Origin of the sequence: Mesorhizobium loti, assembly GCA_014189435.1 — a bacterium.
Taxonomy (GTDB): domain Bacteria; phylum Pseudomonadota; class Alphaproteobacteria; order Rhizobiales; family Rhizobiaceae; genus Mesorhizobium; species Mesorhizobium loti_G.
This window is the reverse complement of record CP050293.1, coordinates 3,194,763-3,217,029: the sequence shown is the minus strand read 5'-3', so window position 1 is coordinate 3,217,029 and position 22,267 is coordinate 3,194,763. Positions and strand designations below refer to the sequence as shown.

The 22,267-nt window shown below is 62.7% G+C and carries 26 protein-coding genes; 20 read left to right on the top strand and 6 right to left on the bottom strand.

The features are described from left to right. Positions 1 to 13 precede the first annotated feature (13 nt). The 3 genes from HB777_15835 to HB777_15825 are packed head-to-tail and all read left to right on the top strand — an operon-like array spanning position 14 to position 2,213. Positions 14 to 505 carry a 6,7-dimethyl-8-ribityllumazine synthase gene (locus HB777_15835; protein ID QND65224.1) on the top strand — a complete coding sequence of 164 codons (492 nt, stop codon included), beginning with the start codon at positions 14 to 16 and terminating at the stop codon, positions 503 to 505. After that, complete coding sequence (nusB, locus tag HB777_15830) at positions 502 to 1,002, top strand: transcription antitermination factor NusB (GenBank protein QND65223.1); 501 nt, start codon at positions 502 to 504, stop codon at positions 1,000 to 1,002. The genes HB777_15835 and nusB overlap by 4 nt, the downstream gene beginning before the upstream one ends. Further along, the gene (locus HB777_15825) at positions 999 to 2,213 is read left to right on the top strand and encodes an MFS transporter (protein ID QND65222.1); all 1,215 of its coding nucleotides are present in this window, start codon (positions 999 to 1,001) and stop codon (positions 2,211 to 2,213) included. The genes nusB and HB777_15825 overlap by 4 nt, the downstream gene beginning before the upstream one ends. A gap of 8 nt (positions 2,214 to 2,221) precedes the next feature. Here HB777_15825 and HB777_15820 read toward each other — a convergent pair whose 3' ends face one another. Continuing rightward, positions 2,222 to 2,794 carry an NAD(P)H-dependent oxidoreductase gene (locus HB777_15820; protein ID QND65221.1) on the bottom strand — a complete coding sequence of 191 codons (573 nt, stop codon included), beginning with the start codon at positions 2,792 to 2,794 and terminating at the stop codon, positions 2,222 to 2,224. 207 nt (positions 2,795 to 3,001) lie between these two features. Here HB777_15820 and HB777_15815 point away from each other — a divergent pair, with 207 nt between their 5' ends. The 6 genes from HB777_15815 (at position 3,002) to HB777_15790 (ending at position 10,497) form a co-directional block, all read left to right on the top strand. After that, a complete protein-coding gene (locus HB777_15815; protein QND65220.1) occupies positions 3,002 to 3,913 on the top strand; it encodes an ABC transporter substrate-binding protein in 912 nt (303 codons plus the stop codon). A 261-nt stretch (positions 3,914 to 4,174) separates the two neighbouring features. Next, positions 4,175 to 5,338 (top strand): ABC transporter permease, encoded by a 1,164-nt coding sequence (locus tag HB777_15810; GenBank protein ID QND65219.1) that lies wholly within the window; start codon positions 4,175 to 4,177, stop codon positions 5,336 to 5,338. Beyond that, positions 5,335 to 6,273 (top strand): ABC transporter ATP-binding protein, encoded by a 939-nt coding sequence (locus HB777_15805; protein QND65218.1) that lies wholly within the window; start codon positions 5,335 to 5,337, stop codon positions 6,271 to 6,273. Before HB777_15810 ends, HB777_15805 begins: the two co-directional genes overlap by 4 nt. After that, a complete protein-coding gene (locus HB777_15800) occupies positions 6,270 to 7,019 on the top strand; it encodes an ABC transporter permease (GenBank protein ID QND65217.1) in 750 nt (249 codons plus the stop codon). The genes HB777_15805 and HB777_15800 overlap by 4 nt, the downstream gene beginning before the upstream one ends. Positions 7,020 to 7,192: 173 nt before the next feature. Next, positions 7,193 to 8,164 (top strand): hypothetical protein, encoded by a 972-nt coding sequence (locus HB777_15795; protein QND65216.1) that lies wholly within the window; start codon positions 7,193 to 7,195, stop codon positions 8,162 to 8,164. A gap of 191 nt (positions 8,165 to 8,355) precedes the next feature. Next, a complete protein-coding gene (locus HB777_15790; protein ID QND65215.1) occupies positions 8,356 to 10,497 on the top strand; it encodes a sodium-translocating pyrophosphatase in 2,142 nt (713 codons plus the stop codon). A gap of 78 nt (positions 10,498 to 10,575) precedes the next feature. Here the strand turns inward: HB777_15790 and HB777_15785 are convergent, their stop codons facing one another. From HB777_15785 to HB777_15775, 3 genes are all read right to left on the bottom strand, one after another. Further along, positions 10,576 to 11,649, bottom strand: coding sequence for a glycosyltransferase family 2 protein (locus tag HB777_15785; protein ID QND65214.1), 1,074 nt, complete (start codon positions 11,647 to 11,649; stop codon positions 10,576 to 10,578). After that, entirely contained in the window at positions 11,585 to 12,130 is a 546-nt protein-coding gene (locus HB777_15780; GenBank protein QND65213.1) for a dTDP-4-dehydrorhamnose 3,5-epimerase, read from the bottom strand. The genes HB777_15785 and HB777_15780 overlap by 65 nt, the downstream gene beginning before the upstream one ends. A 161-nt stretch (positions 12,131 to 12,291) precedes the next feature. Further along, a complete protein-coding gene (locus tag HB777_15775) occupies positions 12,292 to 12,807 on the bottom strand; it encodes an outer membrane protein assembly factor BamE (protein ID QND65212.1) in 516 nt (171 codons plus the stop codon). A gap of 114 nt (positions 12,808 to 12,921) precedes the next feature. Between HB777_15775 and HB777_15770 the strand changes: the two genes are divergently transcribed. The 7 genes from HB777_15770 to HB777_15740 all read left to right on the top strand — a co-directional run bounded on the left by HB777_15770 (position 12,922) and on the right by HB777_15740 (position 17,749). Further along, entirely contained in the window at positions 12,922 to 13,470 is a 549-nt protein-coding gene (locus HB777_15770) for a ubiquinol-cytochrome C chaperone (GenBank protein ID QND65211.1), read from the top strand. Further along, positions 13,467 to 14,015: a DUF177 domain-containing protein gene (locus HB777_15765; protein QND65210.1), complete on the top strand. Its 549-nt coding sequence runs from the start codon at positions 13,467 to 13,469 to the stop codon at positions 14,013 to 14,015. The genes HB777_15770 and HB777_15765 overlap by 4 nt, the downstream gene beginning before the upstream one ends. Before the next feature lie 113 nt (positions 14,016 to 14,128). Beyond that, complete coding sequence (gene plsX / locus HB777_15760) at positions 14,129 to 15,199, top strand: phosphate acyltransferase PlsX (protein ID QND65209.1); 1,071 nt, start codon at positions 14,129 to 14,131, stop codon at positions 15,197 to 15,199. Positions 15,200 to 15,208: 9 nt separating this feature from the next. Continuing rightward, positions 15,209 to 16,180: a ketoacyl-ACP synthase III gene (locus HB777_15755; GenBank protein QND65208.1), complete on the top strand. Its 972-nt coding sequence runs from the start codon at positions 15,209 to 15,211 to the stop codon at positions 16,178 to 16,180. A gap of 103 nt (positions 16,181 to 16,283) precedes the next feature. Further along, positions 16,284 to 16,607, top strand: coding sequence for an integration host factor subunit alpha (locus HB777_15750; GenBank protein ID QND65207.1), 324 nt, complete (start codon positions 16,284 to 16,286; stop codon positions 16,605 to 16,607). 126 nt (positions 16,608 to 16,733) lie between these two features. Further along, positions 16,734 to 17,273 carry a MerR family transcriptional regulator gene (locus tag HB777_15745; protein QND65206.1) on the top strand — a complete coding sequence of 180 codons (540 nt, stop codon included), beginning with the start codon at positions 16,734 to 16,736 and terminating at the stop codon, positions 17,271 to 17,273. A gap of 173 nt (positions 17,274 to 17,446) precedes the next feature. Beyond that, positions 17,447 to 17,749: a hypothetical protein gene (locus tag HB777_15740; GenBank protein QND65205.1), complete on the top strand. Its 303-nt coding sequence runs from the start codon at positions 17,447 to 17,449 to the stop codon at positions 17,747 to 17,749. Between the two features lie 237 nt (positions 17,750 to 17,986). Here HB777_15740 and HB777_15735 read toward each other — a convergent pair whose 3' ends face one another. Both HB777_15735 and HB777_15730 read right to left on the bottom strand, forming a co-directional pair. Next, the gene (locus HB777_15735) at positions 17,987 to 18,172 is read right to left on the bottom strand and encodes a hypothetical protein (protein QND62436.1); all 186 of its coding nucleotides are present in this window, start codon (positions 18,170 to 18,172) and stop codon (positions 17,987 to 17,989) included. A 201-nt stretch (positions 18,173 to 18,373) separates the two neighbouring features. After that, positions 18,374 to 18,988, bottom strand: a complete 615-nt coding sequence (locus HB777_15730; protein QND65204.1) for a hypothetical protein — start codon at positions 18,986 to 18,988, stop codon at positions 18,374 to 18,376. Positions 18,989 to 19,213: 225 nt separating this feature from the next. Between HB777_15730 and HB777_15725 the strand changes: the two genes are divergently transcribed. From HB777_15725 to HB777_15710, 4 genes are all read left to right on the top strand, one after another. Then, the gene (locus tag HB777_15725; protein QND65203.1) at positions 19,214 to 19,600 is read left to right on the top strand and encodes a transposase; all 387 of its coding nucleotides are present in this window, start codon (positions 19,214 to 19,216) and stop codon (positions 19,598 to 19,600) included. After that, positions 19,597 to 19,941, top strand: a complete 345-nt coding sequence (tnpB, locus tag HB777_15720) for an IS66 family insertion sequence element accessory protein TnpB (GenBank protein QND65202.1) — start codon at positions 19,597 to 19,599, stop codon at positions 19,939 to 19,941. Before HB777_15725 ends, tnpB begins: the two co-directional genes overlap by 4 nt. A 76-nt stretch (positions 19,942 to 20,017) precedes the next feature. Further along, positions 20,018 to 21,658: an IS66 family transposase gene (locus HB777_15715; protein QND65201.1), complete on the top strand. Its 1,641-nt coding sequence runs from the start codon at positions 20,018 to 20,020 to the stop codon at positions 21,656 to 21,658. Positions 21,659 to 21,795: 137 nt separating this feature from the next. Next, complete coding sequence (locus HB777_15710; protein QND65200.1) at positions 21,796 to 22,080, top strand: helix-turn-helix transcriptional regulator; 285 nt, start codon at positions 21,796 to 21,798, stop codon at positions 22,078 to 22,080. Positions 22,081 to 22,267 lie beyond the last annotated feature (187 nt).

Here is a 22,267-nt window from a genome sequence, read left to right as displayed (position 1 = left end):
CCCGGAGACTTTTATGGCTGGTACATCCCAACACGGCAAAGCCTTCATTCGTCCGAAGACGAAGGCGCATCTGCTCATTGTCGAAGCGCGCTTTCATGACGACCTTGCCGACGCGCTGCTCGACGGTGCGACAAGCGCGCTCGATGAAGCGGGCGCGACTTACGACGTCGTCACCGTTCCGGGTTCGCTCGAGATTCCCGCGGTGATTACCTTCGCACTGGACGGTGCGGAAGGCGGCACACAGTATGATGGCTTTGTCGCGCTCGGCACCATCATCCGCGGCGACACCTATCATTTCGATATTGTGGCCAATGAATCCAGCCGCGCGCTTATGGACCTGAGCGTGCAGGACTCGGTCTGCATTGGCAACGGCATCCTGACCACCGAGAACGACGAACAGGCCTGGACTCGGGCCAAGCGCTCGGAAGGCGACAAGGGTGGCTTTGCCGCGCGTGCGGCGCTGACCATGATTGCCCTCAAGGAACAACTGGGAGCGCGATCGTGAGCGAGCCCGCTTCGCCCGGCCAGCCGGCAGTGCGCCACGCCAACAAGCGCGGCGCTGCCCGTCTGGCCGCCGTGCAGGCGCTCTACCAGATGGATGTCGCCGGCAGCGGCGTCTTCGAGATCACCGCCGAATACGAGGCGTTTCGCCTTGGCAAGGAAGTCGACGGCGCGCTGTACCGTGAGGCCGATGCGCAATGGTTTCGGGCCATCCTGGCGGGTGTCGTCGAGAACCAGAAGACCATCGATCCCATCATCCGCCAGGCGCTGACCGAGGACTGGCCGCTGTCGCGGCTCGATTCGACGCTGCGCGCCATCCTGCGCGCCGGCGTCTACGAACTGATGAAGCGCGAGGATGTTCCCGTCGCGGTCATCGTCTCCGAATATGTCGACATCGCCAAGGCTTTCTACGAGGAAGACGAGCCGAAGCTGGTCAATGCCGTGCTCGACCGTGTGTCACGCCGGGTGCGTGGCGAGGGGCGCGGCAAGGACGCATCATGACGGCAATCGCCGTCGAGGCAGCGGGCAAGGAGGCGCGGCGCACCGCGCTGATCCTCGCCGCCTCGCAGGCGATCATCGGCTCGGCCGCCCCCATCGCCATCTCCATGGGAGCGCTGGCCGGGCAATATCTGCTTGGTCCCGACAAATCGCTGGCAACGGCGCCGATCACCGGCTTCAACATCGGCGTGGCGCTCGGCGCGCTGCCCGCGGCGGCCATCATCCGCAGCATGGGGCAGCGCGGCGGCTTCATGACCGGAACCATCGTCACGGCGCTTGGCGGCCTCGTCGCCACGCTGGCGCTCTTTCAAGGCAGCTTCTGGCTGTTTGCCTTTGGCTTGCTCACGATCGGCGTCGGTGGCGCCTTCGTCCAGCAGTTCCGCTTCGCCGCCGCCGACAACGCACCGCCGGAGTTCAAGGCGCGCGCCATCTCCTTCGTGCTGGCCGGAGGCATCATCACCGCCATCCTCGGGCCGCAGATCGTCATCTTCACCCGCGAATTGTTGGCGCCGGTGATGTTTGCCGGTTCGTTCATCTCCATCCTGCCGCTGGCCGCGGTCGGCGCCATCATCCTGTCGTTCCTGCGGCTGCCGGCGAAAGCACCCGGCAAGGTGGAGATCGCCGCCAGCGACGCCAGGCCATTGGCCGAGATCGTCACGCAGCCGCGTTTCGTCGCCGCGCTTTTCTGCGCGGTCGGCAGCTACGCGCTGATGAGCTTCGTCATGACGGGCGCACCGCTGGCCATGGTCGGTTGCGGACTGTCGGAGACCGACGCGACGCTCGGCATCTCCTGGCACGTCATGGCGATGTTCGCGCCAAGCTTCTTCACCGGCTCGCTGATCCATCGCTTCGGAGCCGAACGCATCGTGGCCATTGGCCTGGTCCTGCTCATCGGCTGCGCCATTGTCGCCCTGTCGGGCCTGGCGCTGTGGCAGTTCTGGACGTCGCTGATCCTGCTCGGCCTCGGCTGGAATTTTGGCTTCATCGGCGCCACGGCGATGGTGGCGGCCAGCTACCGGCCCTCGGAAAAGGGCAAGGTGCAAGGCTTCCACGACTTCGTCCTGTTTGGTTCCGTCGCCTGCGCGTCGCTCCTGTCGGGCATGGTCTACAACGCCTGGGGTTGGGAAATGCTGAACTGGATGATCTTTCCGGTCACTGTGCTCTGTTTCGTGGCGCTAGGCGCGCTGAAGGTGACGAGCGCGCGCCCGGTTTGACGCCAAATCTATGCGTCCGGCGGCAACACCTGAAGCACCCGCGCTATGAACATGTGGAACTCAGCCATATAGTTGCGTAGGAAGTCCTCGGTGGATTCGACCGTCACTTCGCCATCGTCCGTTATCAGTCCCGGCGTGAACTGGATATAGGCTTCCGGCGCATTCATCTGAGGTGAGTTGCAGAAGCTCAGGACGCTGCGCAGGCTTTGTTGGGCAACAGCGGTTGCGATGGCGCCCGGCGATGTTCCGATGACGGCGGACGGTTTGCGCGCGAATGAATTCTTTCCATAAGGGCGGCTGGCCCAGTCGATCGCGTTCTTCAATCCGCCAGGGATCGAGCGATTGTACTCCGGCGTGACGAACAGCACGGCCTGAACGGAGGCGATCGCCTTTTTGAAATCCTGGGCGACCGGTGGGAAATCGGCGTCATAGTCGTAGCTGTAAAGGGGCAGATCCCTGAAGGCGATTTCCGTCATCTCAAGTTCCGGAGGAGCCAGTTGAACGAGCGCCTTCGCAAGCTTGCGGTTGATGGATTCCCGGGCAAGACTGCCGATGAGGTAACCGACTTTGTGTATGGCCATGACACGCTCTCCGTGTTTGCCACCCGCACCGTCTCTGCATTATCCGCCAGATGGCAGCAGATCGCCAGTGTCGCCTCGAAATTTGACCTTCCCAACAAAAATATTGCGTCTGTGCCTATTGTTATGAAACCGTGTGCCCCGACTGGCCGTTGAAGCCATGCTCATATGCGGCCACCGCATTTCGGTTCACAGCAAGGGGTTTTCACGATGTTTTCGGTCAAGGTTCTGGCCAGCGCGGCATTGGCGCTCGGCGTAACAGTGGTTTCCGCCAGCGCCCAGGTGGTTGTCTCTTCGAAGATCGACACTGAGGGCGGCGTGCTCGGCAACATCATCCAGCTCGTCCTCAACGCCAACAACATCAAGACATCAGACCGTATCCAGCTCGGCGGCACGCCGGTGGTGCGCAAGGCGATCACGGCTGGCGAGATCGACATCTATCCCGAATACACCGGCAACGCCGCCTTCTTCTTCGAAAAGGCCGACGACCCGGTCTGGAAGGATGCCGCCAAGGCCTATGAGACAGCCAAGAAGCTCGACTATGAGGCCAACAAGATCGTCTGGCTGTCGCCGTCGCCCGCCAACAACACCTGGGCGATCGCGCTGCGCAAGGAGGTTGCTGAGACCAACAAGCTCGCCACGCTCACCGACTTCGGCAAATATGTCGCGGGCGGCGGTCAGGTGGTGCTTGCGGCTTCCGCAGAGTTCGTCAATTCGGCCGCCGCTCTGCCTGCCTTCCAGACCACCTATGGCTTCACGCTGAAGCCCGATCAATTGATCACGCTCTCCGGCGGCGACACGGCTGCAACCATTGCCGCGGCCGCCAACCAGACCAGTGGCGCCAACGCCGCCATGGTCTACGGCACCGATGGCGGCATCGCACCGTCCGGGCTCGTCGTGCTAGACGACGACAAGGGCGTACAGCCGGTCTACCAGCCGGCGCCGATCATCCGCGAAGCGGTGCTGAAGGAACATCCCGAGATCGAGACGCTGCTGAAGCCGGTCTTCGCCAAGCTCGACCTCGTCACGCTGCAGGAGCTGAATGGCCGCGTGCAGGTCGGCGGCGAGCCGGTCAAGGGCGTCGCCGAGGACTTTTTGAGGAAGAACGGGTTTTTGAAGTAGTCAGCGCGTTTCAACAAAGTGACGTTGGTGCGAAGCACCCCCTCTGTCCCGCCGGACATCTCCCCCTCAAGGGGGAGAGTGGCAGCATCGGCGCCGGAACTCAGCTTGCACTGCTGAAAGTTGGCGAAAGCCATCGAGGCATCCGATCTCCCCCCTTGAGGGGGAGATGGCCGGCAGGCCAGAGGGGGGCGCCTCGCGCAGATGTCACAATCCTGTAGCTGCATCTTCCTCAGGGTACGTCGCTTTGCAGGCGCGCGCGCCATGACCCTCCGGTTCGACAAGCTCGGTGTGGTCATCGCCGCGATCACTGCCTATTCGGCGTTCCTGGCCCCTTTCGCTACGTTCCGCGCCAACCGCATCGTTCCTGGCCAGGCGCGCTCGATTCTCGAGGCGCTGCCGGCAACGACGGGCACGCTGCTTCTCGCCATCATCGTCGTTGCCGCGCTCGTTGCGCTGTTCAGGACACCGCTTGCGCTGCGCCTTGCCGCCAGTGTGGTGGCGCTTGCCGCGCTCGCGCTGTTGATCGGCGTCGCCGGCACATTTCTCACGCCGGCGGGCAACACCTTTGCCAGGATCTCACCGGCCTCCGGTTTCTGGATTCTTATCTTTGCCTTCACGCTTTTGCTCGCCGACGTACTGACACGGCTCAACCTGTCGCCTTTGGCACGAGTGGGCGTGCTTGTTGTCGCGGCTTTGGCGATCGGGCTGTTGTTGATTTCGGGAAGCTGGGACAATCTGTCGATCTTGAAGGAATATTTCAACCGCGCCGACAGTTTCTGGGCGGAGGGCTCCAAGCATGTGACGCTGGCGCTTGGTTCGCTGGCTGCCGCGGTGATCGTCGGCCTGCCGCTCGGCATTCTGTGCCATCGCGTCGAAAGGCTGCGGGCCGGCGTTCTCAACGTGCTCAACATCATCCAGACCATTCCCTCGATCGCGCTGTTCGGTCTGCTGATCGCGCCGCTTGGCTGGGTTGCCACGCATGTGCCGGGGGCGGCCGCGCTCGGTATTCGCGGCATCGGCACGGCGCCCGCCTTCGTCGCGCTGTTCCTCTATTCGCTGCTGCCGGTGGTGGCCAACACCGTGGTCGGTCTCGCCGGCGTGCCGCGTGCCGCTAACGACGCGGCGCGCGGCATGGGCATGACCGACAAGCAGCGCCTGTTCGGCGTCGAGTTTCCGCTGGCCTTTCCGGTGATCCTCACCGGCATCCGCATCGTTCTGGTGCAGAACATCGGCCTTGCCACCATTGCCGCGCTGATCGGCGGCGGTGGGTTCGGCGTGTTCGTCTTCCAGGGCGTCGGCCAGACGGCGATGGACCTTGTGCTGCTTGGCGCCGTGCCGACGGTCGCACTCGCCTTCGCCGCCGCCATTGTCCTCGATGCGGTGATCGAAATGACTGCCACCAAGCGCAGGGTTGAAACGGCATGATCGAGATCGAAGGCATTACCAAGCGCTATGACGCGACAACGGTGGTCGATGACGTTTCGATGGTCATCGAGCCGCGCACGATTTGCGTCATTGTCGGCACCTCCGGTTCCGGCAAGACAACGCTGCTGCGCATGATCAACCGGCTGGTCGAGCCGACCTCGGGCATCATCAAGCTCGACGGCGCCGACAACCGTTCGCTACCTGGTTACGAACTTCGCCGCAGCATCGGCTACGCCATCCAGGGCCATGGCCTGTTTCCGCATCGTACGGTGGCGCAGAACATTGCCACCGTGCCGGTGCTGCTCGGCTGGGACAAGGCCCGCATCAAGGCCCGGGTCGACGAGTTGATGACCCTCTATCAGCTTGATCCCGAAGCCTTCGGGCCACGCTACCCGCACGAACTGTCCGGCGGCCAGCAGCAGCGCGTCGGCGTTGCCCGCGCGCTCGCCGCCGAGCCCAACGTGCTGTTGATGGACGAACCGTTCGGTGCGCTCGACCCGATCATCCGCACCAAGGCGCAGGAGGATCTGCTGGCGATCCAGAAGCGCTTCGGCACCACCATCATCCTCGTCACCCATGACATGGAAGAGGCCGTGCATATGGGCGACAAGATCGCGGTCATGGATGCCGGCAAGCTCGTGCAATACGCCAAGCCCGCCGAGATCCTGGCAAAGCCGGCCAGCGCCTTCGTCGAGACCCTGGTCGGCGCCAGCGAAAGGCCGTTCCGGTTGCTGTCGCTCGGCCGGGTCCGCGATGCCGTGGAGAAGGGCTCCGCCGAAGGCGAGGCGATCCCCGGCGATGCCAGCCAGCGCGACGCGCTGGCCGAATTGTTGTGGTCGGGCCGGCCGGCGCTGCCGGTCAAAGGCGCCGACGGCAAGCCGCTTGGCCGCGTCACGGTCGACGGTCTGGTGAAGCGCGCGGCGAGGCCGGCATGAAGGCCTGGCTTCCATCGCTGCTCAGGCTGGCCTTGGTGGTGCTGCTCGTTGCCTTCGTCACCAATCCCGGCTGGTTCGAGCCGCTGCTGAAGCCGCTGACCGAGAACAATGCGCCGGTGATCTACAATCAGGGCAGCCTGCTGACGCTGACATTGCTGCATTTGCGCACGGTTCTGATCGCCACCGTGGCCGCCACCATCGTCGCGGTGGCGCTTGCCATCCTGGTTACCAGACCGGCCGGCGCCGAATTCCTGCCGCTGTCGCGCAGCCTGGTCAACATCGGCCAGACCTTTCCGCCGGTGGCAGTGCTGGCGCTCGCCGTGCCGGCCGTCGGCTTCGGCGAGAAGCCGACACTGATCGCGCTGTTTCTCTACGGCCTGCTGCCGATCTTCGAAAATGCGCTGACCGGCCTGACGACGCTGCCGGCCAATGTGGTCGAGGCGGCGCGCGGCGCCGGCATGACCGGTTGGCAAAGGCTCACCAAGGTCGAGCTGCCGCTGAGCGCTCCGATCATTCTGGGCGGCATCAGGCTGTCGGTGGTGATCAGCCTTGCCACCGCCACCATCGGCTCGACGGTGGCAGCAAAGACGCTGGGCGAAGTGATCATCGCCGGGCTGTTGTCCAACAATCTCGCCTTCATCCTGCAGGGCGGCCTGATCGTGGCGGCCCTTGCCGTGCTGATCTATGACGGTCTGTCGGCGATCGAGCGCTACACGGCGCGCCGCATGGGGCGGGAGGCGGAATAGCCGCCGGCGCACGGTGGCTTGGCAAGGCGGTCGAGAGTTGGCTCCAAGGAGCGCCGACTTCTCAAGCCCCTTTCGTTCTCAAGCCCCTTGCCATTGTCTTGAGAATTGCAAAGCTTGTTCAACGAAGGTGGGCACAACACAGCAGGCGCAACAGCAAGAGGTGAGGCGGGAACATGGATTGGCTGTCAGGCCTCGGCTGCCGGCTTTGGCGCCCCAGGCAGGCAAAACCGGCGCGGCCGGTCGATTTCCCGATTGCGATCCTTTCGTTCGACAGGCCGGACTACCTGTGCCGGGTGCTCGACAGCCTTCGCCCCCAGATCGCCGAGCCGGACAGGGTTGTGCTGTTTCAGGATGGCGGCTGGAACCGCTGGAGTGGTCGCCAGAAGGGCCGTGCCGAACTGATTGCACGATGCGTCGCGGCCTTTCGCCGGATTATCCCGTGGGGAGAGGTGGTCGAGGCGCCGGAAAACCTCGGCATCGCGATGAACTACGAACGCGCAGAGCGTCATGTGTTCGAGGATTTGCGGGCAGAGAAGGCCCTGTTTCTCGAGGATGACCTGGTGCTTTCGCCCAACTACCTCGGTGTTGTCGGGCAACTTCTCGATCTCGCCGAGCAAGATCAGCGCATAGCCTATGTCGCGGCCTATGGTGATCTCTGGGCCAGCCGGCGCGTGCAACGGCACCGAGCCCATGATCTCATCGCGATGCACGAGAACTGGGGCGCCGCGCTCACCCGGCGTGCCTGGCTGGCCGAGCGGCCGTTTCGCACGCAGTATCTCGAACTGGTCGGCGAGTGCGACTACTCCAGGCGCGATCATGAGGCGATCAGGGCTTTCTACGCCGGACGCGGCTGGAGCAATACGATCACCAGTCAGGATGCCGCCCGCTGGATAGCCTGTGCCGAGCGTGGCGCGGTTCGCGTATCCACGTTCGCCTGCCATGCACGCTACATCGGCAAGCGTGGCGAGCACTCCACTCCCAAGCTGTTCAAGGCGTCGAGATTCGGCAAGACGGTGATGTTCAGGGGCACTCCACCTGATCTGGCGGCCCCGACGGATGGGCAGGTGGCGCAGTGGCTGGGCGACGAGCGCCAGCGCTTTCAGGGCGGCGGCAAGCCGTTCTATGCCGGGCACGGTTTGGCCTGAGTGCAATTCAATCGGTTTGCACGAACGCAATGCGGCGAAAGCCGGGCAAAAACCGAACAATATCTTGACGTTCGCAGCCCTGTTTCGCATACACCGCTGCGAAGAGGCGGATTCCGTGCACGGAATCCGGTCTTTGTCTCAACGGCCCAGGGAGGGGTTCTTTTGGGCCATCAATCGAGGAAAATCCGGCAATGACAATTATTTCCGCCGTCATCGCCTGCGGCCTGCTTTCAATCCTTTACGCCATCTGGGCGACACGTTCGGTCCTTGCGGCCGATCAGGGCAATGCACGCATGCAGGAAATCTCCGCGGCCATCCGCGAGGGCGCACAGGCCTATCTGGCGCGTCAGTACACCACCATCGCCATCGTTGGCGTCGTCGTCCTCGTGCTCGCCTGGTGGTTGCTGTCCATCACCGCCGCGATCGGCTTCCTGATCGGCGCAGTCCTTTCGGGCGCCGCCGGCTTCATCGGCATGCATGTCTCCGTTCGCGCCAACGTTCGCACGGCGCAGGCCGCATCGAACAGCCTCGCTGCCGGCCTCGACATCGCCTTCAAATCGGGCGCCATCACCGGCATGCTGGTTGCTGGCCTGGCCCTGCTCGGCGTATCGATCTACTACCTCATCCTGACCCACTTCATGGGCCTTCAGCCCAATGACCGCATCGTCATCGACTCGCTGGTCTCGCTCGGCTTCGGCGCATCGCTGATCTCGATCTTCGCCCGTCTCGGCGGCGGCATCTTCACCAAGGGTGCGGATGTCGGCGGCGATCTCGTCGGCAAGGTCGAAGCCGGTATTCCCGAAGACGATCCGCGCAACCCGGCCACCATCGCCGACAATGTCGGCGACAACGTCGGCGATTGCGCCGGCATGGCCGCCGACCTGTTCGAAACCTATGCGGTGACCGTCGTCGCCACCATGGTTCTGGCTGCCATCTTCTTTGGCGGTACCGCCGTTCTGGGTGCGGCCATGCTTTATCCGCTTGCCATCTGCGGCGCCTGCATCCTGACCTCGATCGTCGGCACCTTCTTCGTCAAGCTCGGTTCCAACGGCTCGATCATGGGCGCGCTCTACAAGGGCCTGATCGTCACCGGCCTCTTGTCCATCGTCGGCCTCGGCGTCGCCACTCAGGTGACGCTCGGCTGGGGCGAGATCGGCACCGTTGCCGGCATGACTATTACCGGCAAGAACCTGTTCATCTGCGGCCTGATCGGCCTCGTGGTGACCGGTCTCATCGTCGTGATCACCGAGTACTACACCGGCACCAACAAGCGCCCGGTCAACTCCATCGCCCAGGCGTCGGTCACCGGTCACGGCACCAACGTCATCCAGGGCCTCGCGGTCTCGCTGGAATCGACGGCGCTGCCGGCCATCGTCATCGTCGGTGGCATCATCTCGACTTATCAGCTTGCCGGTCTCTTCGGTACGGCGATCGCGGTCACGACGATGCTCGGTCTTGCCGGCATGATCGTTGCGCTCGATGCCTTCGGTCCGGTTACCGACAATGCCGGCGGCATTGCCGAAATGGCCGGCCTGCCCAAGGAAGTGCGCCACTCCACCGACGCGCTCGACGCGGTCGGCAACACCACCAAGGCGGTGACCAAGGGCTACGCCATCGGTTCGGCCGGTCTCGGCGCACTGGTGCTGTTTGCCGCCTACTCGAACGACCTGAAGTTCTTTGCCGCCAATGGCGACAAATATCCCTACTTCCAGGGCATGGGCGAGATCTCCTTCGATCTCTCCAACCCCTACGTCGTCGCCGGCCTGATCTTCGGCGGCCTGATCCCGTATCTGTTCGGCGGCATCGCCATGACGGCCGTCGGCCGTGCGGCGGGCGCCATCGTCGAGGAAGTGCGCAAGCAATTCCGCGAGGATCCGGGCATCATGGCCGGCACCTCGAAGCCGAACTACGCCCGCGCGGTCGACCTGCTGACCAAGGCGGCAATCCGCGAGATGATCATCCCGTCGCTGCTGCCGGTGCTGGCGCCGCTCGTCGTCTATTTCGGCGTGCTGCTGATCTCGGGTTCGAAGGCGTCCGCCTTTGCCGCCCTTGGCGCCTCGCTGCTAGGCGTCATCGTCAACGGCCTGTTCGTCGCCATCTCGATGACTTCGGGCGGCGGCGCCTGGGACAACGCCAAGAAGTCCTTCGAAGACGGCTTTGTCGACAAGGACGGCGTCAAGCACCTGAAGGGTTCCGAAGCGCACAAGGCTTCGGTGACCGGCGACACGGTCGGCGATCCCTACAAGGACACCGCTGGCCCGGCCGTCAATCCGGCGATCAAGATCACCAACATCGTGGCGCTCCTGCTGCTGGCCGTGCTCGCGCACGGCTAAGCAAGCTTCGCTCGAAAACAAAACCCGCGGGGAGCGATTCCCGCGGGTTTTTGTTTGGCTCGGATCAGGCACGGTGCTTCAGCCACCGTTCGGCTTGGCTCCATCGCTCTCGGCAAGCTTGCGGTAGCGGGCCAACAAGTCGTCCAACCCAGGTTCTCGCGAGGGCATCGCCGGCAGGCCGCGTATCTCACGTAGCCTGGTGACGAAGGCGCCGCGCCCGTATTTGCGGCGAAACTCGACGGATCTCGGATGGATACCGCACGCGGCCCAAAGCCTGCGTTTCAGATAGCTGGATTTCTTCAGGCGAGAGGGGGCCGCCGCTGCGGCCAGAACTTTGATGCGCAGATCGTTCGGCATTAGCATGTCGTTGGCAAGTTCTTCCTGTTCCACCGCCGTGTCTTCGACGTAGCTGCCACTGCGCTGGCCGGAGAAGATGCTGAGCACCGTCAGATGTGGCATGGTCGCGATCACGGCTCCCTTTCGCCAGGCCCGGAAGAGCCAGTCCTGCGAACTTTCGCAGGAGCATTCGCTGGCAGGGCGCCAGGGGCCGAGCCAGCCCAGCGATGCCCGCCTGGCCATCTGTGCCGATCCGTATCCGGCTGTGATGACGGGATCATAAAACCCGCCATTGCCCATCCCATAGATTGAGGTCTTGAGAGGATCGCTTTTCGTCCGCGCTGGTTCGATGATGGCTCCGCGAGCAATGACGATATCGGCGCCGGTCGCATCGATCCAGCCGGTCATCGCCGCGAGATGGTCCGGAAACCAGAGGTCGTCATGGTTGAGCAAGGCCACGAACCGGCCGCGTGCCCTGGCAAGGCCGATATTGTTGGGGCCGGATTGCTCGCCGAAATTGACCGGCAGGTCGACATAGACGATGCGCGGATCGCCAAATTCGGCGATGACCGCCGCCGTGTCTGGGCGACAGGCATCGCCAATCACCAGAATTTCAAAGTCCTGCAGGGTCTGGCCCAGCACGCTGCGCAGCGCCTGTCGCAAGGCGGCGGGGCGGTTATGGGTTGCGATCACCACGGAGGCGAGCGGCGTGTTCTGCCCGGTTGCATCGGATTGGCCGGGTCGTTCCACGCTACACCAGCTTATAGGGGATGTGATCCGTGTCCGGCGGCAGGCGCCAATGGTCCGGCGCGTCATACGCATAGGCCTTGTCGACGAGATTGAGCAGCAGGGCGATCTCCGGCCCGAGCGCCGTCACACCATGCCATACGCCTGGCGGGATGACGACGATCGCTGGTCGCAACGCGCCGACGATCTTGTGCCAGACCGTGCCGAAGCTGGGCGAAGCCCTTCGTCCGTCATAGAGCGATATGCGCACACTGCCGACACAACAGAAAAGTCGATCCAGCGTCACCTTGTGTGCATGCCAGCCGGTCACCGCACCCGGATACATCGTGCGCTGGAAGACCTGGCCGACGGGCAATTGATCGAGGTCCCACTCATCCCGGAACACCTCGGTCAGGTAGCCGTTGGATGTCGCGACCGGCCTGATTTCCTTGATCCTGACGCCGTCGATTGGCGGAGGATCGATGGCAAGCCAATCGGATGTCACGATCTGCCGGTCAGGCGTCCCCGTGGCCATCCAGCCGTCCGGTGCTACGCGTTCGCCACTGTTCATTTTCAAAACCCCAAAAGCCCGGGATTTGATACGGGCTTGCCCCATTGCTGGCAAGCCGGGCTTGCCTTGGCCATAACAAAAACCCGCAGGATTGCTCCCGCGGGTTTTTGGTCGCCTGAGATGTTACTGCGTTCCCGAAGGGGAACTTCAGAGTCTGGAGATCAGGGTGTGCCGCCGCCGGGAATGCCGGGGGCCAGCTTGCTGGCGCCGTTGATGATCTGGCTAAGGAAGTTCTGGTCCTTGCCGCCGGTCGGTGTGGTGCGCGAGATGAAATCGAACATCTTGCCATCCTTCAAGCCGTAATTGGCGATCTGGGTGACGCGGCTATCGCTGCCGAAATAGACTGCCAGCACATGTTGGTCGACCAGCCTCGGCTTGTCGAAAGCAACGTAGCGTTTGCGCGTCTGCGAGATGTAATAAAACGCCTCGTTGTCGAACGTGGCCGTGGTCGACGGCGTGCCAAGAGCCAGGATCACTTGCTCGCGGCTGGAGCCGACAGGCACCGAATCGACTGCCTGCTGGTCGATGACGTAACCCTGCGTCAGCGTCTCGCTGGGGCTGAGGTCACCGATCATCTTGTTGGTGTGGCAGGCCGACAGCGCCGAAACAATCACCAGCAGCGAGATTGCGCCAGCGGGCCTGGACGAGAAGGTCGACTTGAAATTCAGCGCGCGCAACAACAACTCCATTACCTGGCCGCAACTTGCGCTGGGCCGCAAAACCGGTAAACCAGCTTGCTTGCCGATGCAACAAGGCCACTTCAACAAACGGTCCCCGGGAGACCATCCCCAATGTTCCAGCGCTTTTTTGGCCGCGAACGCCACGCCAACCGCGCTATCACCGAGGCGCTTTACGCACAAATCGTGGCGGCGGCGCGGCAGACCGTGTTTTATTCCCACTGGAATGTGCCTGACACGCCGCTTGGCCGTTTCGAGATGCTGTCGCTGCACATGTTCCTGTTCCAGCACCGGTTGCGCGGTGAGGCTGGCGTGGCGCAAGAGGTCGCTCAGGTGCTGATCGACGAGTTCTTCCTCGACGTCGATCATTCGCTGCGGGAGTTGGGCATTGGCGACGTTGGCGTGCCCAAACGCATGAAAAAGCTGGCAAAGATGTTTTATGGCCGAACCGCCGCCTATGACGACGCCCTGGAAAGAAACGATCTCGACGGGCTCACCGCGGCCCTTGCCCGCAATGTCCGGCCCGATGCCGGCGCCTGGTCGGAAGCCCCACTGCTGGCCAACTATGTCACCGACGCCTGCAGCCGGCTGGCCGCGCAGACACCCGAATCGATTGTTTCCGGCACGCTGGCCTTTCCCGCCGCCAAGGGAGGTGAACAATGAAGCACGTTGACCCGCAAAGCCCGGTATCCTTCCGCGCCAATGTCACGCGCCTGCCGCAGAAGGGTCTGCCGGTGACTATCGAGGCCGATGCCGCACAGCGTGCGGCACTGGCCGAGGAGCACGGGCTGATTTCGGTCGAATCCTATCGTGCCGAGCTTCTGGTTGCGTCATGGAAGCGCAATGGCGTGAAGATCAGTGGTCGCGTCGAAGCCGACATCACCCAGGCCTGCATCGTCACGCTCGAGCCTGTCGAAGCGCATATCGACGAACCGGTCGAAGCTCTGTTGCTGCCCGAGGACTCCAAGCTTGGACGGCAGGGTTTTGATGGCGGCGGCGAGATCCTGCTCGACGCGGAAGGCCCTGACAGTCCCGAAACATTTTCCGGTGACACGATCGATGTCGGGGCACTTGCCGAGCAGTACTTCGGATTGGCCATCGACCCTTATCCGCGCAAGCAGGGCGCCTCGTTGAATGCCGGCAGCGAGACCGAACCGGCAGAGAATGAATTTCAGCAAAAACTGCGATCCTTGCTGGGAAAATCCTGAAAACCTCGGCCGCGACGGAAAAGTCGGTTGTGCGGCAGCCCAAAACCGTTATTTTCGCCGAACCTTCGCGGTCGCTAAAGCGACCTGCCGCCTAACCGTGAGATAAATACCGCGTGATCAGGATTTCCATCGATGCCATGGGCGGCGATCACGGACCAGCCGTGGTTATTCCGGCGCTCATGACGGTCGCGACCCGCCGTCCCGACATCCGCTTCGTTATCTACGGACGTGAGGAGGTCGTGCGCCCGGAACTCGCCAAGTTCCCCAAGCTCGCCGAGGTCAGCGAGTTCTTCCATTGCGAAATAGCGGTCAGGATGGACGACAAGCCGAGCCAGGCGCTGCGCCACGGCCGCTGGAAGTCGTCGATGTGGAAGGCCGTCGAAGCGGTCAAGGCCGGCACGGCGGACGCCTGCATCTCGGCCGGCAACACTGGCGCGCTGATGGCGATGTCGAAATTCTGCCTGCGCACCATGGCCACCATCGATCGCCCGGCGATCGCAGCCCTTTGGCCGACATTGCGCGGTGAGAGCGTGGTACTGGACGTCGGCGCCACCATCGGCGCCGATGCGCACCAGCTGATCGACTTTGCCATTCTCGGCACCGGCATGGCGCGCTCGGTCTTCGGCATCGCCCGGCCCAGCGTCGGTCTGCTCAATGTCGGGGTTGAGGAGATCAAGGGCCAAGAAGAGGTCAAGGAGGCCGGGCGCATGCTGCGCGAAGCCAATATGGCCTCAATGAACTATCATGGTTTCGTCGAAGGCGACGACATCGGCAAGGGCGTGGTCGACGTTGTCGTCACCGAAGGCTTTGCTGGCAACATCGCGTTGAAGACGGCGGAAGGCACTGTGCGCCAGATCAGTGGCTATCTGCGCGCGGCAATGAGCCGGACTCTGATGGCCAGGATCGGTTATATCTTCGCCAAGGGCGCCTTCGATCGCTTGCGCGAAAAGATGGATGTCGGTCGCTCCAATGGCGGCGTCTTCCTGGGGCTGAACGGCATCGTGGTAAAGAGCCATGGTGGTGCTGATTCGGACGGTTTCGCCGCGGCGATCGAGCTTGGCTACGACATGGTGCGCAACAATTTGCTTGACCGTATCGAGGCCGACCTCGATCTGTTCCATGCGCGCAATCCGCATGCCCAGGCAAACAGGAAATCCGACGTCGTTAGCGACGCAAAGGAATAGGAACGAGCTTTGATCAGATCAGTCGTGCGCGGCACGGGCGCCGCGCTGCCCCGCCGAATCATGAAGAATGCCGATTTCGAAGGCATGGTCGAAACCTCCGACGAGTGGATCGCCCAGCGCACCGGCATTCGCCAGCGCCATATCGCAGCTGATGACGAGACGACGGCTTCGCTGGGAGAGGCGGCGGCGCGTGCCGCCCTTGCCAATGCGGGTCTTACGCCGGCCGACATCGATCTGATCGTGCTGGCGACCTCGACGCCCAACAACACATTTCCAGCCACGGCTGTCGAGATCCAGAACCGGCTCGGCATGCATCACGGCTTTGCCTTCGACATGCAGGCGGTCTGCTCGGGCTTTGTCTATGCGGTAGCCACCGCCGATCTCTACATCCGGGGCGGCCAGGCCAAACGGGTCCTGGTGATCGGCTCGGAAACATTCTCGCGCATCCTCGACTGGAGCGACCGCTCGACCTGTGTGCTGTTCGGCGACGGCGCCGGCGCCTTGATCCTGGAAGCAGGCGAGGGCGCTGGCACGATCGCCGACCATGGCGTCCTGGCGGCCAGCCTGCGCTCCGACGGAACCCACAAGGACAAGCTTTTCGTCGATGGCGGGCCGTCGACCACGGGCACCGTCGGCCACCTGCGGATGGAGGGCCGCGAAGTCTTCAAGCATGCGGTCGGCATGATCACCGACGTCATCGAGGCGACGTTCTCGCAAGCCGGCATATCGGCCGATGATCTCGACTGGTTCGTGCCGCACCAGGCCAATAAACGAATTATTGACGCTTCCGCCAAGAAGCTCGGGATAGCTGAGCAAAAGGTGGTGGTTACGGTCGATTTGCACGGTAACACCTCGGCAGCTTCCGTGCCGCTGGCGCTTTCGGTGGCCGTCGCCGACGGCCGCATCAAGAAGGGCGATCTCGTCCTCCTGGAAGCGATGGGTGGCGGCTTCACCTGGGGCGCTGTTCTGGTTCGCTGGTAAGTGCCGAACGGTCCGGTTTCGGTCCTTGACCTTGCCGGATCAATTACTTAGGCTCTGCCTTTGTTGTGCCGAATTTTATGTTTTGAGCTGATGGGACGGACGCATGGGGGGAAAGACACTTACGCGCGCCGACCTTGCCGAGGCAGTTTACCGCAAGGTCGGCCTGTCGCGCACTGAATCGGCCGAACTCGTCGAAGCGGTGCTGGACGAAATCTGTGAAGCGATCGTCCGCGGCGAGACGGTGAAGCTGTCGTCCTTCGCGACATTCCACGTCCGCTCCAAGAACGAGCGCATCGGCCGCAACCCCAAGACCGGCGAAGAAGTGCCGATCCTGCCGCGCCGGGTGATGACCTTCAAGTCGTCGAACGTGCTGAAGAGCCGTATCCTGCGCTCCCACCAAAGCGGCAAGGCCAAAAGCGGCAAGTAGCCCCACTGCGCGGTTGAAAACCGCCGCCGCCATGACGCCGGGCTTGAATATTGCTTCATAAACCGCTGAAATAAGACCCGATTCGGCAGGATAGGCCGGATCATCGTCCAGCGTGAGGATTCGCCCATGGACAAGAGCCCCGACGCCTTTCGTACCATCAGCGAGGTCGCCGAAGATCTCGACCTGCCGCAGCATGTGCTGCGCTTCTGGGAAACGCGTTTCAACCAGATCAAGCCGATGAAGCGCGGCGGTGGCCGTCGTTACTACCGGCCGCAGGATGTCGAGCTGATCAAGGGCATCCGCCACATGCTCTACGACCAGGGCTACACCATCAAGGGCGTGCAGAAGCTGTTGCGCGAGAACGGCAATCATTTCCTGGTCGCCATCGGCAATGGCGACATGGCCGCCGTCGAGGCGATCTCGCAGCGCAGGCAGGCCGATCAGGTGCCACTGACGCCGGCTGCCCAGCCGCGCGGCATGGACGACGAACTGGTTGGCCAGCCGCGGGTCAAGCCAAGCCGCCGCTTTTTCGGCTTGGGCAAGAGCGACGAGGACGGTCCGGTGCAGCCGGATGCATCGAAACTCTCGCGCGACAATCGGGCCTTGCTGCAGGAGGCGCTGTTCGACCTCCTGGAATGCAAGCGCCTGCTTGACCAGGTGCGCTAAAGCAATTCCAGGAAAAGTGTGAAACGGTTTTCCCGGGAAAAGCGCATAGCGCTTTCCCTTGCGAATTGCGTAAAAAACAAAGAGATGACCCAAGCGACGCCGATATTTCGAAAACCGGAACCCGCCTTCCGGTGGGGCGTTACGTTTTCTTCTGCAAGTGAAGGAAACACATCATGGCATCATTTTCGACCCTCTCGGACATCGATCTCGACAAGCAGGTCGCGGCTCTCACGAAGGAATTGGCCAGCTTGAAGAAGGCCGTGGCCAGGCGTGGTGGCGCCTACTACGAGGACAGTCGCGATGCCGCGCTCGACACCTATTCCGATCTTGCCGGGCGACTGCGCGATGCCATGCCGGCAATCCGCAAACAGGGCAGGGTGATCGAGAAGTCGGCCCGCGACCATCCGGCGGCCGCCGCTGCGGTCGGCCTTGTGGTGGTCGGGCTTGTTGCCAGCCTGCTGTTCAGCCGGCGCTGACGCGTAGGTCCGGTCCTTCGGACTGGGGATACCTGGCCCCGGTTATCCATTGCGGTATCGCGAATTGCCCTCGCGCAAAAGATTTCGCGGTATCGGGATTTGCGCCAAAATCCTCACGTGGTCATTCGACGAACTGGGCGAGCCCGAATCCTGTCGAGCCTCGCGTCGCATTGCCAAGAGAAGGCCAGCCTCGAACAGGAAGCCAAGGCCGGTCTTCTCGTTGGCAGTCTGGTATGCCTAGTAGGTCTTCTTCACCTGGTGATGATGGTGGTGGTGGTGAACGGGGTGGTGGTGATGGTGACGATGGTGGTGGCGATGATGCTTGGTCATCGGGGCCGCATCCGCGCTCGTCGCGCCGATCACCGGCACCGTGAAAGCCAGTGCAACTGCAAGCCCGAGGGCCGAGAGGAGGGACTTCTTCATGGATCGTTTCCTTTTCTTTCGCGGGCGTCTATGAATCGGGGCGATAGCCCGACCGCCGCGAATGGGATTACGCTCCCAATTTTTTTCGTCAGTATTTCCCGATTGTAGAATTTTGTTTCCGGACTGTTTCCGGGGAAGCCGGGGCTGCCACCACCATTCCGCGGCAAGATCGAAGGGCGGCGACGTGGCCGCCCTGTTCGACTACATCGGCGGAACGACACCATTGTTTCCGACCACCACGCGACTGCTGCTCAGCATGCCGCCAGTGTCCCGCTGAGCGGTAACGAAGACCGTAGCGCCCGGCTTGAGGTCGCTCGGTGTGGCCGGCGCGAAGGTGACGACAGGCGTGTTGTCGGGGATCGAAATCTTCTTGGTCTGGCCATTGTCATAGGTCAGCGTGACCGCTCGCCCGCTTATATCGGTGACGTCGGCGACGGTGCCGTTGGTCATCCGGCTGTTTGGCTGCAGGTCCCAGGGGCGGTCACCCTCGCCAGTGCCTTTCAACGCGGCAGGGAAAACCACCACCTCCAGGGCACCGCTGCCGCCATCTGCTTTCGACACGGAGGCGATGCCGAGGAAATCGCCCTGCTTGATGTCCTTTACGGATGCGTTGGCGACGCCTGAGATCTTCCAGTCGGCATTGAGCTTGATTGCCGAAGTATCGCCCTGGCGGGTCTTCACGGTGAGCAGCATTGGCTCGAAACTGACCACCGTGCCGCGCACGCGCTGCGCGTCCGCCGCTTGAGCGCTGCCCACACCGGCAACAGAAAGGCTGGAGATCGTGCCGAGCACGACCATGACTGTCTTCAAGTTCATTGCAGAAATCCTTCCGGGAACGGCTGGCTGGGACCGGATGGTTTTGACGCCAGCGACCTGGGGATAACGAACGAGCGGGGCGAAACTGCCGGCAAAAGCCCAATCGGGCCTTCAAAACAACTTGATCGCGACGTGTGCGCGATCCCGCGTAAGCGCGTAGGCATCCCCACGTAGCGTGCAGGCGGTTGATCGCTCATTTTCAGCATGAATCATGCGGAGAATCCTATGAGCGACAGTATGAGCCATCATCGAACATTCGAGATTTTGACGGCGGAGCCTGTGCCGTCCCGACGCAAGCCGCGCCATCGGTCGGACGAAGAGAAGGCACGGCTTGTCGCCGAAGCGTTCTCGCCAGGGGGCAATGTCTCGGCGGTTGCGCGTTCCGAGGGGCTGGACCCCTCGCAGCTCTATGCGTGGCGCCGCAAGGCGCTTTCGTCGGGCATGGTTGCGCCACTGACGGAGGGAGCGAGCAAGCCGGCGAAGTTCACGCGCTTTGAAGCGGTGGGCAGCGACACGGTGGAAATCGTCATTGGCGACGCAGTGGTGCGCGCCGGCGGCGATGTCGATCCCGATCGCCTGGCGAGGATCATCCGCGCGGTTCGTAAGGCATGATCGCTTCCGGTGTGGTGGTTTACGTGTCGTGCCAGCCGGTCGACTTCCGCAAGGGCGCGGCATCTTTGATGGCGCTGGTCAGGGATGGCGGCCTGGACCCATTCTCGGGGGCACTTCACGTATTCCGTTCGAAGCGTGCGGACCGGGTTCGCATCGTGTGGTGGGACGGCAGCGGGGTTTGTCTTTATTCGAAGACTCTGGAAGATCACAGCTTCTGCTGGCCGGGGATATCGGCCGCGCGCATGCGTCTCGACCACGCCCAGTTGATGGCGCTTCTGGCCGGACTGGACTGGAAAAAGATTCGTCCGGCCAGGGTCAGGCGGCCGTTATCGACGGGCTGAAACCGGCCTGCGGCAAGATGAATCATGCGGCTGGAACGGTTGGGAAAGCGGCTGTTTTTGTGCTCTGTTGCTTGCCATGGTTCTACCGGGTCTTGCCCTTCCCGACGACGTTGATGCGCTGAAGGCGATGATCCTTTCCATGGCTCGCGAGCAGGCTGCAAGCGAGGCCCGGATCGCAGTCGCCGACGCTCGGATCGCAGCATCTGAGGCGGAGGTCGCCCGGCTGAAAGCTGTCGAGAAAAGCGCCAGCGAGCGGATCGCCAATCTCACGTCAATCCTGAAAGTTTTACAGCGCACGCAACATGGCACGCGTTCCGAGCGGCTACGCCTGGCCATCGACGACGAGCAGGCCTCCTTTGCCTTCGAAGAGGTCGAGACCGGCCTTTCGGAAATCCGGAGCGAACTCGACCGCGCGGTCGGGAACAAGCCGAAGCGCGCCCCGCGTCCGCGCAAGGGCTTTGCTGCCCACCTCGAACGCATCGAGGAGGTCGTCGAGCCGGAAATCCCGGCCGACTGCGAGGGGCTTGAAAAGGTTCTGATCGGCGAGGATCGATCCGAGCGGCTGGACGTCGTGCCGCCGAAGTTCCAGGTCATCGTCACGCGCCGTCCCAAATACGCCTTCCGGGGCCGTGACGGCGTGGTCCAGGCTCTGGCGCCGGCGCACATCATCGAAAGCGGCCTGCCGACGGAGCGGCTGCTCGCCTATATCGCCGTCTCCAAATACGCCGACGGCCTCCCGCTTTATCGGCAGGAGGCGATCTATCTGCGCGACGGCGTCGAGATCAGCCGGTCGTTGATGGCGCAATGGATGGGGCATCTGGGCTTCGAGCTGCAGATGCTTGCTGATTACATACTGGAGCGCATCAAGGAGGGCGAAAGGGTCTTCGCCGACGAGACGACCTTGCCCACCCTTGCCCCTGGTTCCGGGAAAACCACGAAAGCCTGGTTGTGGGCCTACGCACGGGATGACCGACCCTATGGCGGAACCAGTCCGCCAATGGTTGCCTATCGTTTTGAAGACAGCAGAGGTGCGGATTGCGTGGCGCGCCACCTCGCCGGATTCAGCGGTATCCTGCAAGTGGATGGCTACTCGGCCTATACCAACCTGGTCAAGGCACGGGCCAAAGCCGGCAGCAATGAAACAATCCGGCTCGCCGGGTGCTGGGCTCACCTGCGGCGCAAATTCTACGACCTGCACATCAGCGGGGTCTCGCAGGCCGCGACGGATTCGATCATCGCCATGACCGAATTGTGGAAGGTCGAGGACGAGGTTCGCGGCAAGGATGCCGGAAGCCGCGCCGCGCTGCGTCAGGAAAAGTCCGTGGCCATTGTCGCGAGCCTCTTCGATCTATGGGAAGCGGAACTGGGCAAGGTCTCCGGAAAATCCAAGACCGCCGAGGCGATCCGCTACGCGCTCACCCGGCGGGAGGCGCTGGAACGCTTTCTGATGGACGGTCGCATCGAAATCGACTCCAATATCGTCGAGCGTGCAATCAGGCCCCAGACGATCACGCGAAAGAATAGTCTATTCGCCGGCAGCCACGGCGGTGGACGAACCTGGGCGACGGTAGCCACCTTGCTGCAAACCTGCAAAATGAACAGCGTCGATCCGCTCGACTGGCTCTCGCAGACCTTGACCCGCATCGCTCAAGGCTGGCCGGCATCCGAAATCGAAATGCTCATGCCTTGGAACTTTAGGCCTGACGTTATCGGCTGACCGCTTACGATCCCGCGGTTCACGATCCCGTGACGGTCCGTTTGGCTCTTGGCAAATCGCTGTCGAGCAGGCATCTTCCCGGTCGTCTCAGGCAACACTCCTCATTTGATCAAACTCTTTCAGTCATGGAGTTGCCAATGCCCCATAATGCGAAAAGCGAAACCCTCTCCGAACCGGCAACCAACGGGAGCGGGCCTGATTACAGCACCCTCAGAGCGATGCGGGAGACCCGCGGCTACAGCGTGGAGAAGCTCTCCCTGACATGCGGTCTGGCGGTCGACGAGATTGAGGATATCGAGAACGGCAGAGTGACGGATCCGTCGAAGCTGCGTCGTATTGTGTCCGCGCTTCGACTTCCCCAGGAGGCCCTGATCACCCCGGCGGCGCCGACGCCGGCGGCGCAAGGTCGATCCCTGGCATAGATCAGCACCAGGCATTCCAGAGAACCCGCCAAGGCCCCTTGGCGGGTTTCTTTGTGCCTGCCGCAGCGTTCTGCTTCAGCCTGGGGCTTGCCGATCTGTCTATCGCACGTGCTTATGCGTGCTGCGGCCCCTGGCTGCCGGACCGTAATCCGCCATCCATCAAGTTTTTGAACCATGGGTTTTTCGA

Excerpts from the sequence above, each read along its gene's own strand:
- HB777_15785 (QND65214.1), bottom strand. The coding sequence starts at position 11,649 with ATGACGCGCCGGACCATTGGCGCCTGCCGCCGGACACGGATCACATCC.
- HB777_15725 (QND65203.1), top strand. The coding sequence starts at position 19,214 with ATGAGCGACAGTATGAGCCATCATCGAACATTCGAGATTTTGACGGCG.
- HB777_15710 (QND65200.1), top strand. The coding sequence starts at position 21,796 with ATGCCCCATAATGCGAAAAGCGAAACCCTCTCCGAACCGGCAACCAAC.
- HB777_15770 (QND65211.1), top strand. The coding sequence starts at position 12,922 with ATGTTCCAGCGCTTTTTTGGCCGCGAACGCCACGCCAACCGCGCTATC.
- HB777_15780 (QND65213.1), bottom strand. The coding sequence starts at position 12,130 with ATGAACAGTGGCGAACGCGTAGCACCGGACGGCTGGATGGCCACGGGG.
- HB777_15825 (QND65222.1), top strand. The coding sequence starts at position 999 with ATGACGGCAATCGCCGTCGAGGCAGCGGGCAAGGAGGCGCGGCGCACC.
- HB777_15765 (QND65210.1), top strand. The coding sequence starts at position 13,467 with ATGAAGCACGTTGACCCGCAAAGCCCGGTATCCTTCCGCGCCAATGTC.
- HB777_15805 (QND65218.1), top strand. The coding sequence starts at position 5,335 with ATGATCGAGATCGAAGGCATTACCAAGCGCTATGACGCGACAACGGTG.
- HB777_15800 (QND65217.1), top strand. The coding sequence starts at position 6,270 with ATGAAGGCCTGGCTTCCATCGCTGCTCAGGCTGGCCTTGGTGGTGCTG.
- HB777_15740 (QND65205.1), top strand. The coding sequence starts at position 17,447 with ATGGCATCATTTTCGACCCTCTCGGACATCGATCTCGACAAGCAGGTC.
- HB777_15715 (QND65201.1), top strand. The coding sequence starts at position 20,018 with ATGGTTCTACCGGGTCTTGCCCTTCCCGACGACGTTGATGCGCTGAAG.
- HB777_15815 (QND65220.1), top strand. The coding sequence starts at position 3,002 with ATGTTTTCGGTCAAGGTTCTGGCCAGCGCGGCATTGGCGCTCGGCGTA.
- HB777_15795 (QND65216.1), top strand. The coding sequence starts at position 7,193 with ATGGATTGGCTGTCAGGCCTCGGCTGCCGGCTTTGGCGCCCCAGGCAG.
- HB777_15835 (QND65224.1), top strand. The coding sequence starts at position 14 with ATGGCTGGTACATCCCAACACGGCAAAGCCTTCATTCGTCCGAAGACG.
- HB777_15735 (QND62436.1), bottom strand. The coding sequence starts at position 18,172 with ATGAAGAAGTCCCTCCTCTCGGCCCTCGGGCTTGCAGTTGCACTGGCT.
- HB777_15810 (QND65219.1), top strand. The coding sequence starts at position 4,175 with ATGACCCTCCGGTTCGACAAGCTCGGTGTGGTCATCGCCGCGATCACT.
- HB777_15790 (QND65215.1), top strand. The coding sequence starts at position 8,356 with ATGACAATTATTTCCGCCGTCATCGCCTGCGGCCTGCTTTCAATCCTT.
- HB777_15750 (QND65207.1), top strand. The coding sequence starts at position 16,284 with ATGGGGGGAAAGACACTTACGCGCGCCGACCTTGCCGAGGCAGTTTAC.
- HB777_15730 (QND65204.1), bottom strand. The coding sequence starts at position 18,988 with ATGAACTTGAAGACAGTCATGGTCGTGCTCGGCACGATCTCCAGCCTT.
- tnpB (QND65202.1), top strand. The coding sequence starts at position 19,597 with ATGATCGCTTCCGGTGTGGTGGTTTACGTGTCGTGCCAGCCGGTCGAC.
- HB777_15820 (QND65221.1), bottom strand. The coding sequence starts at position 2,794 with ATGGCCATACACAAAGTCGGTTACCTCATCGGCAGTCTTGCCCGGGAA.
- HB777_15745 (QND65206.1), top strand. The coding sequence starts at position 16,734 with ATGGACAAGAGCCCCGACGCCTTTCGTACCATCAGCGAGGTCGCCGAA.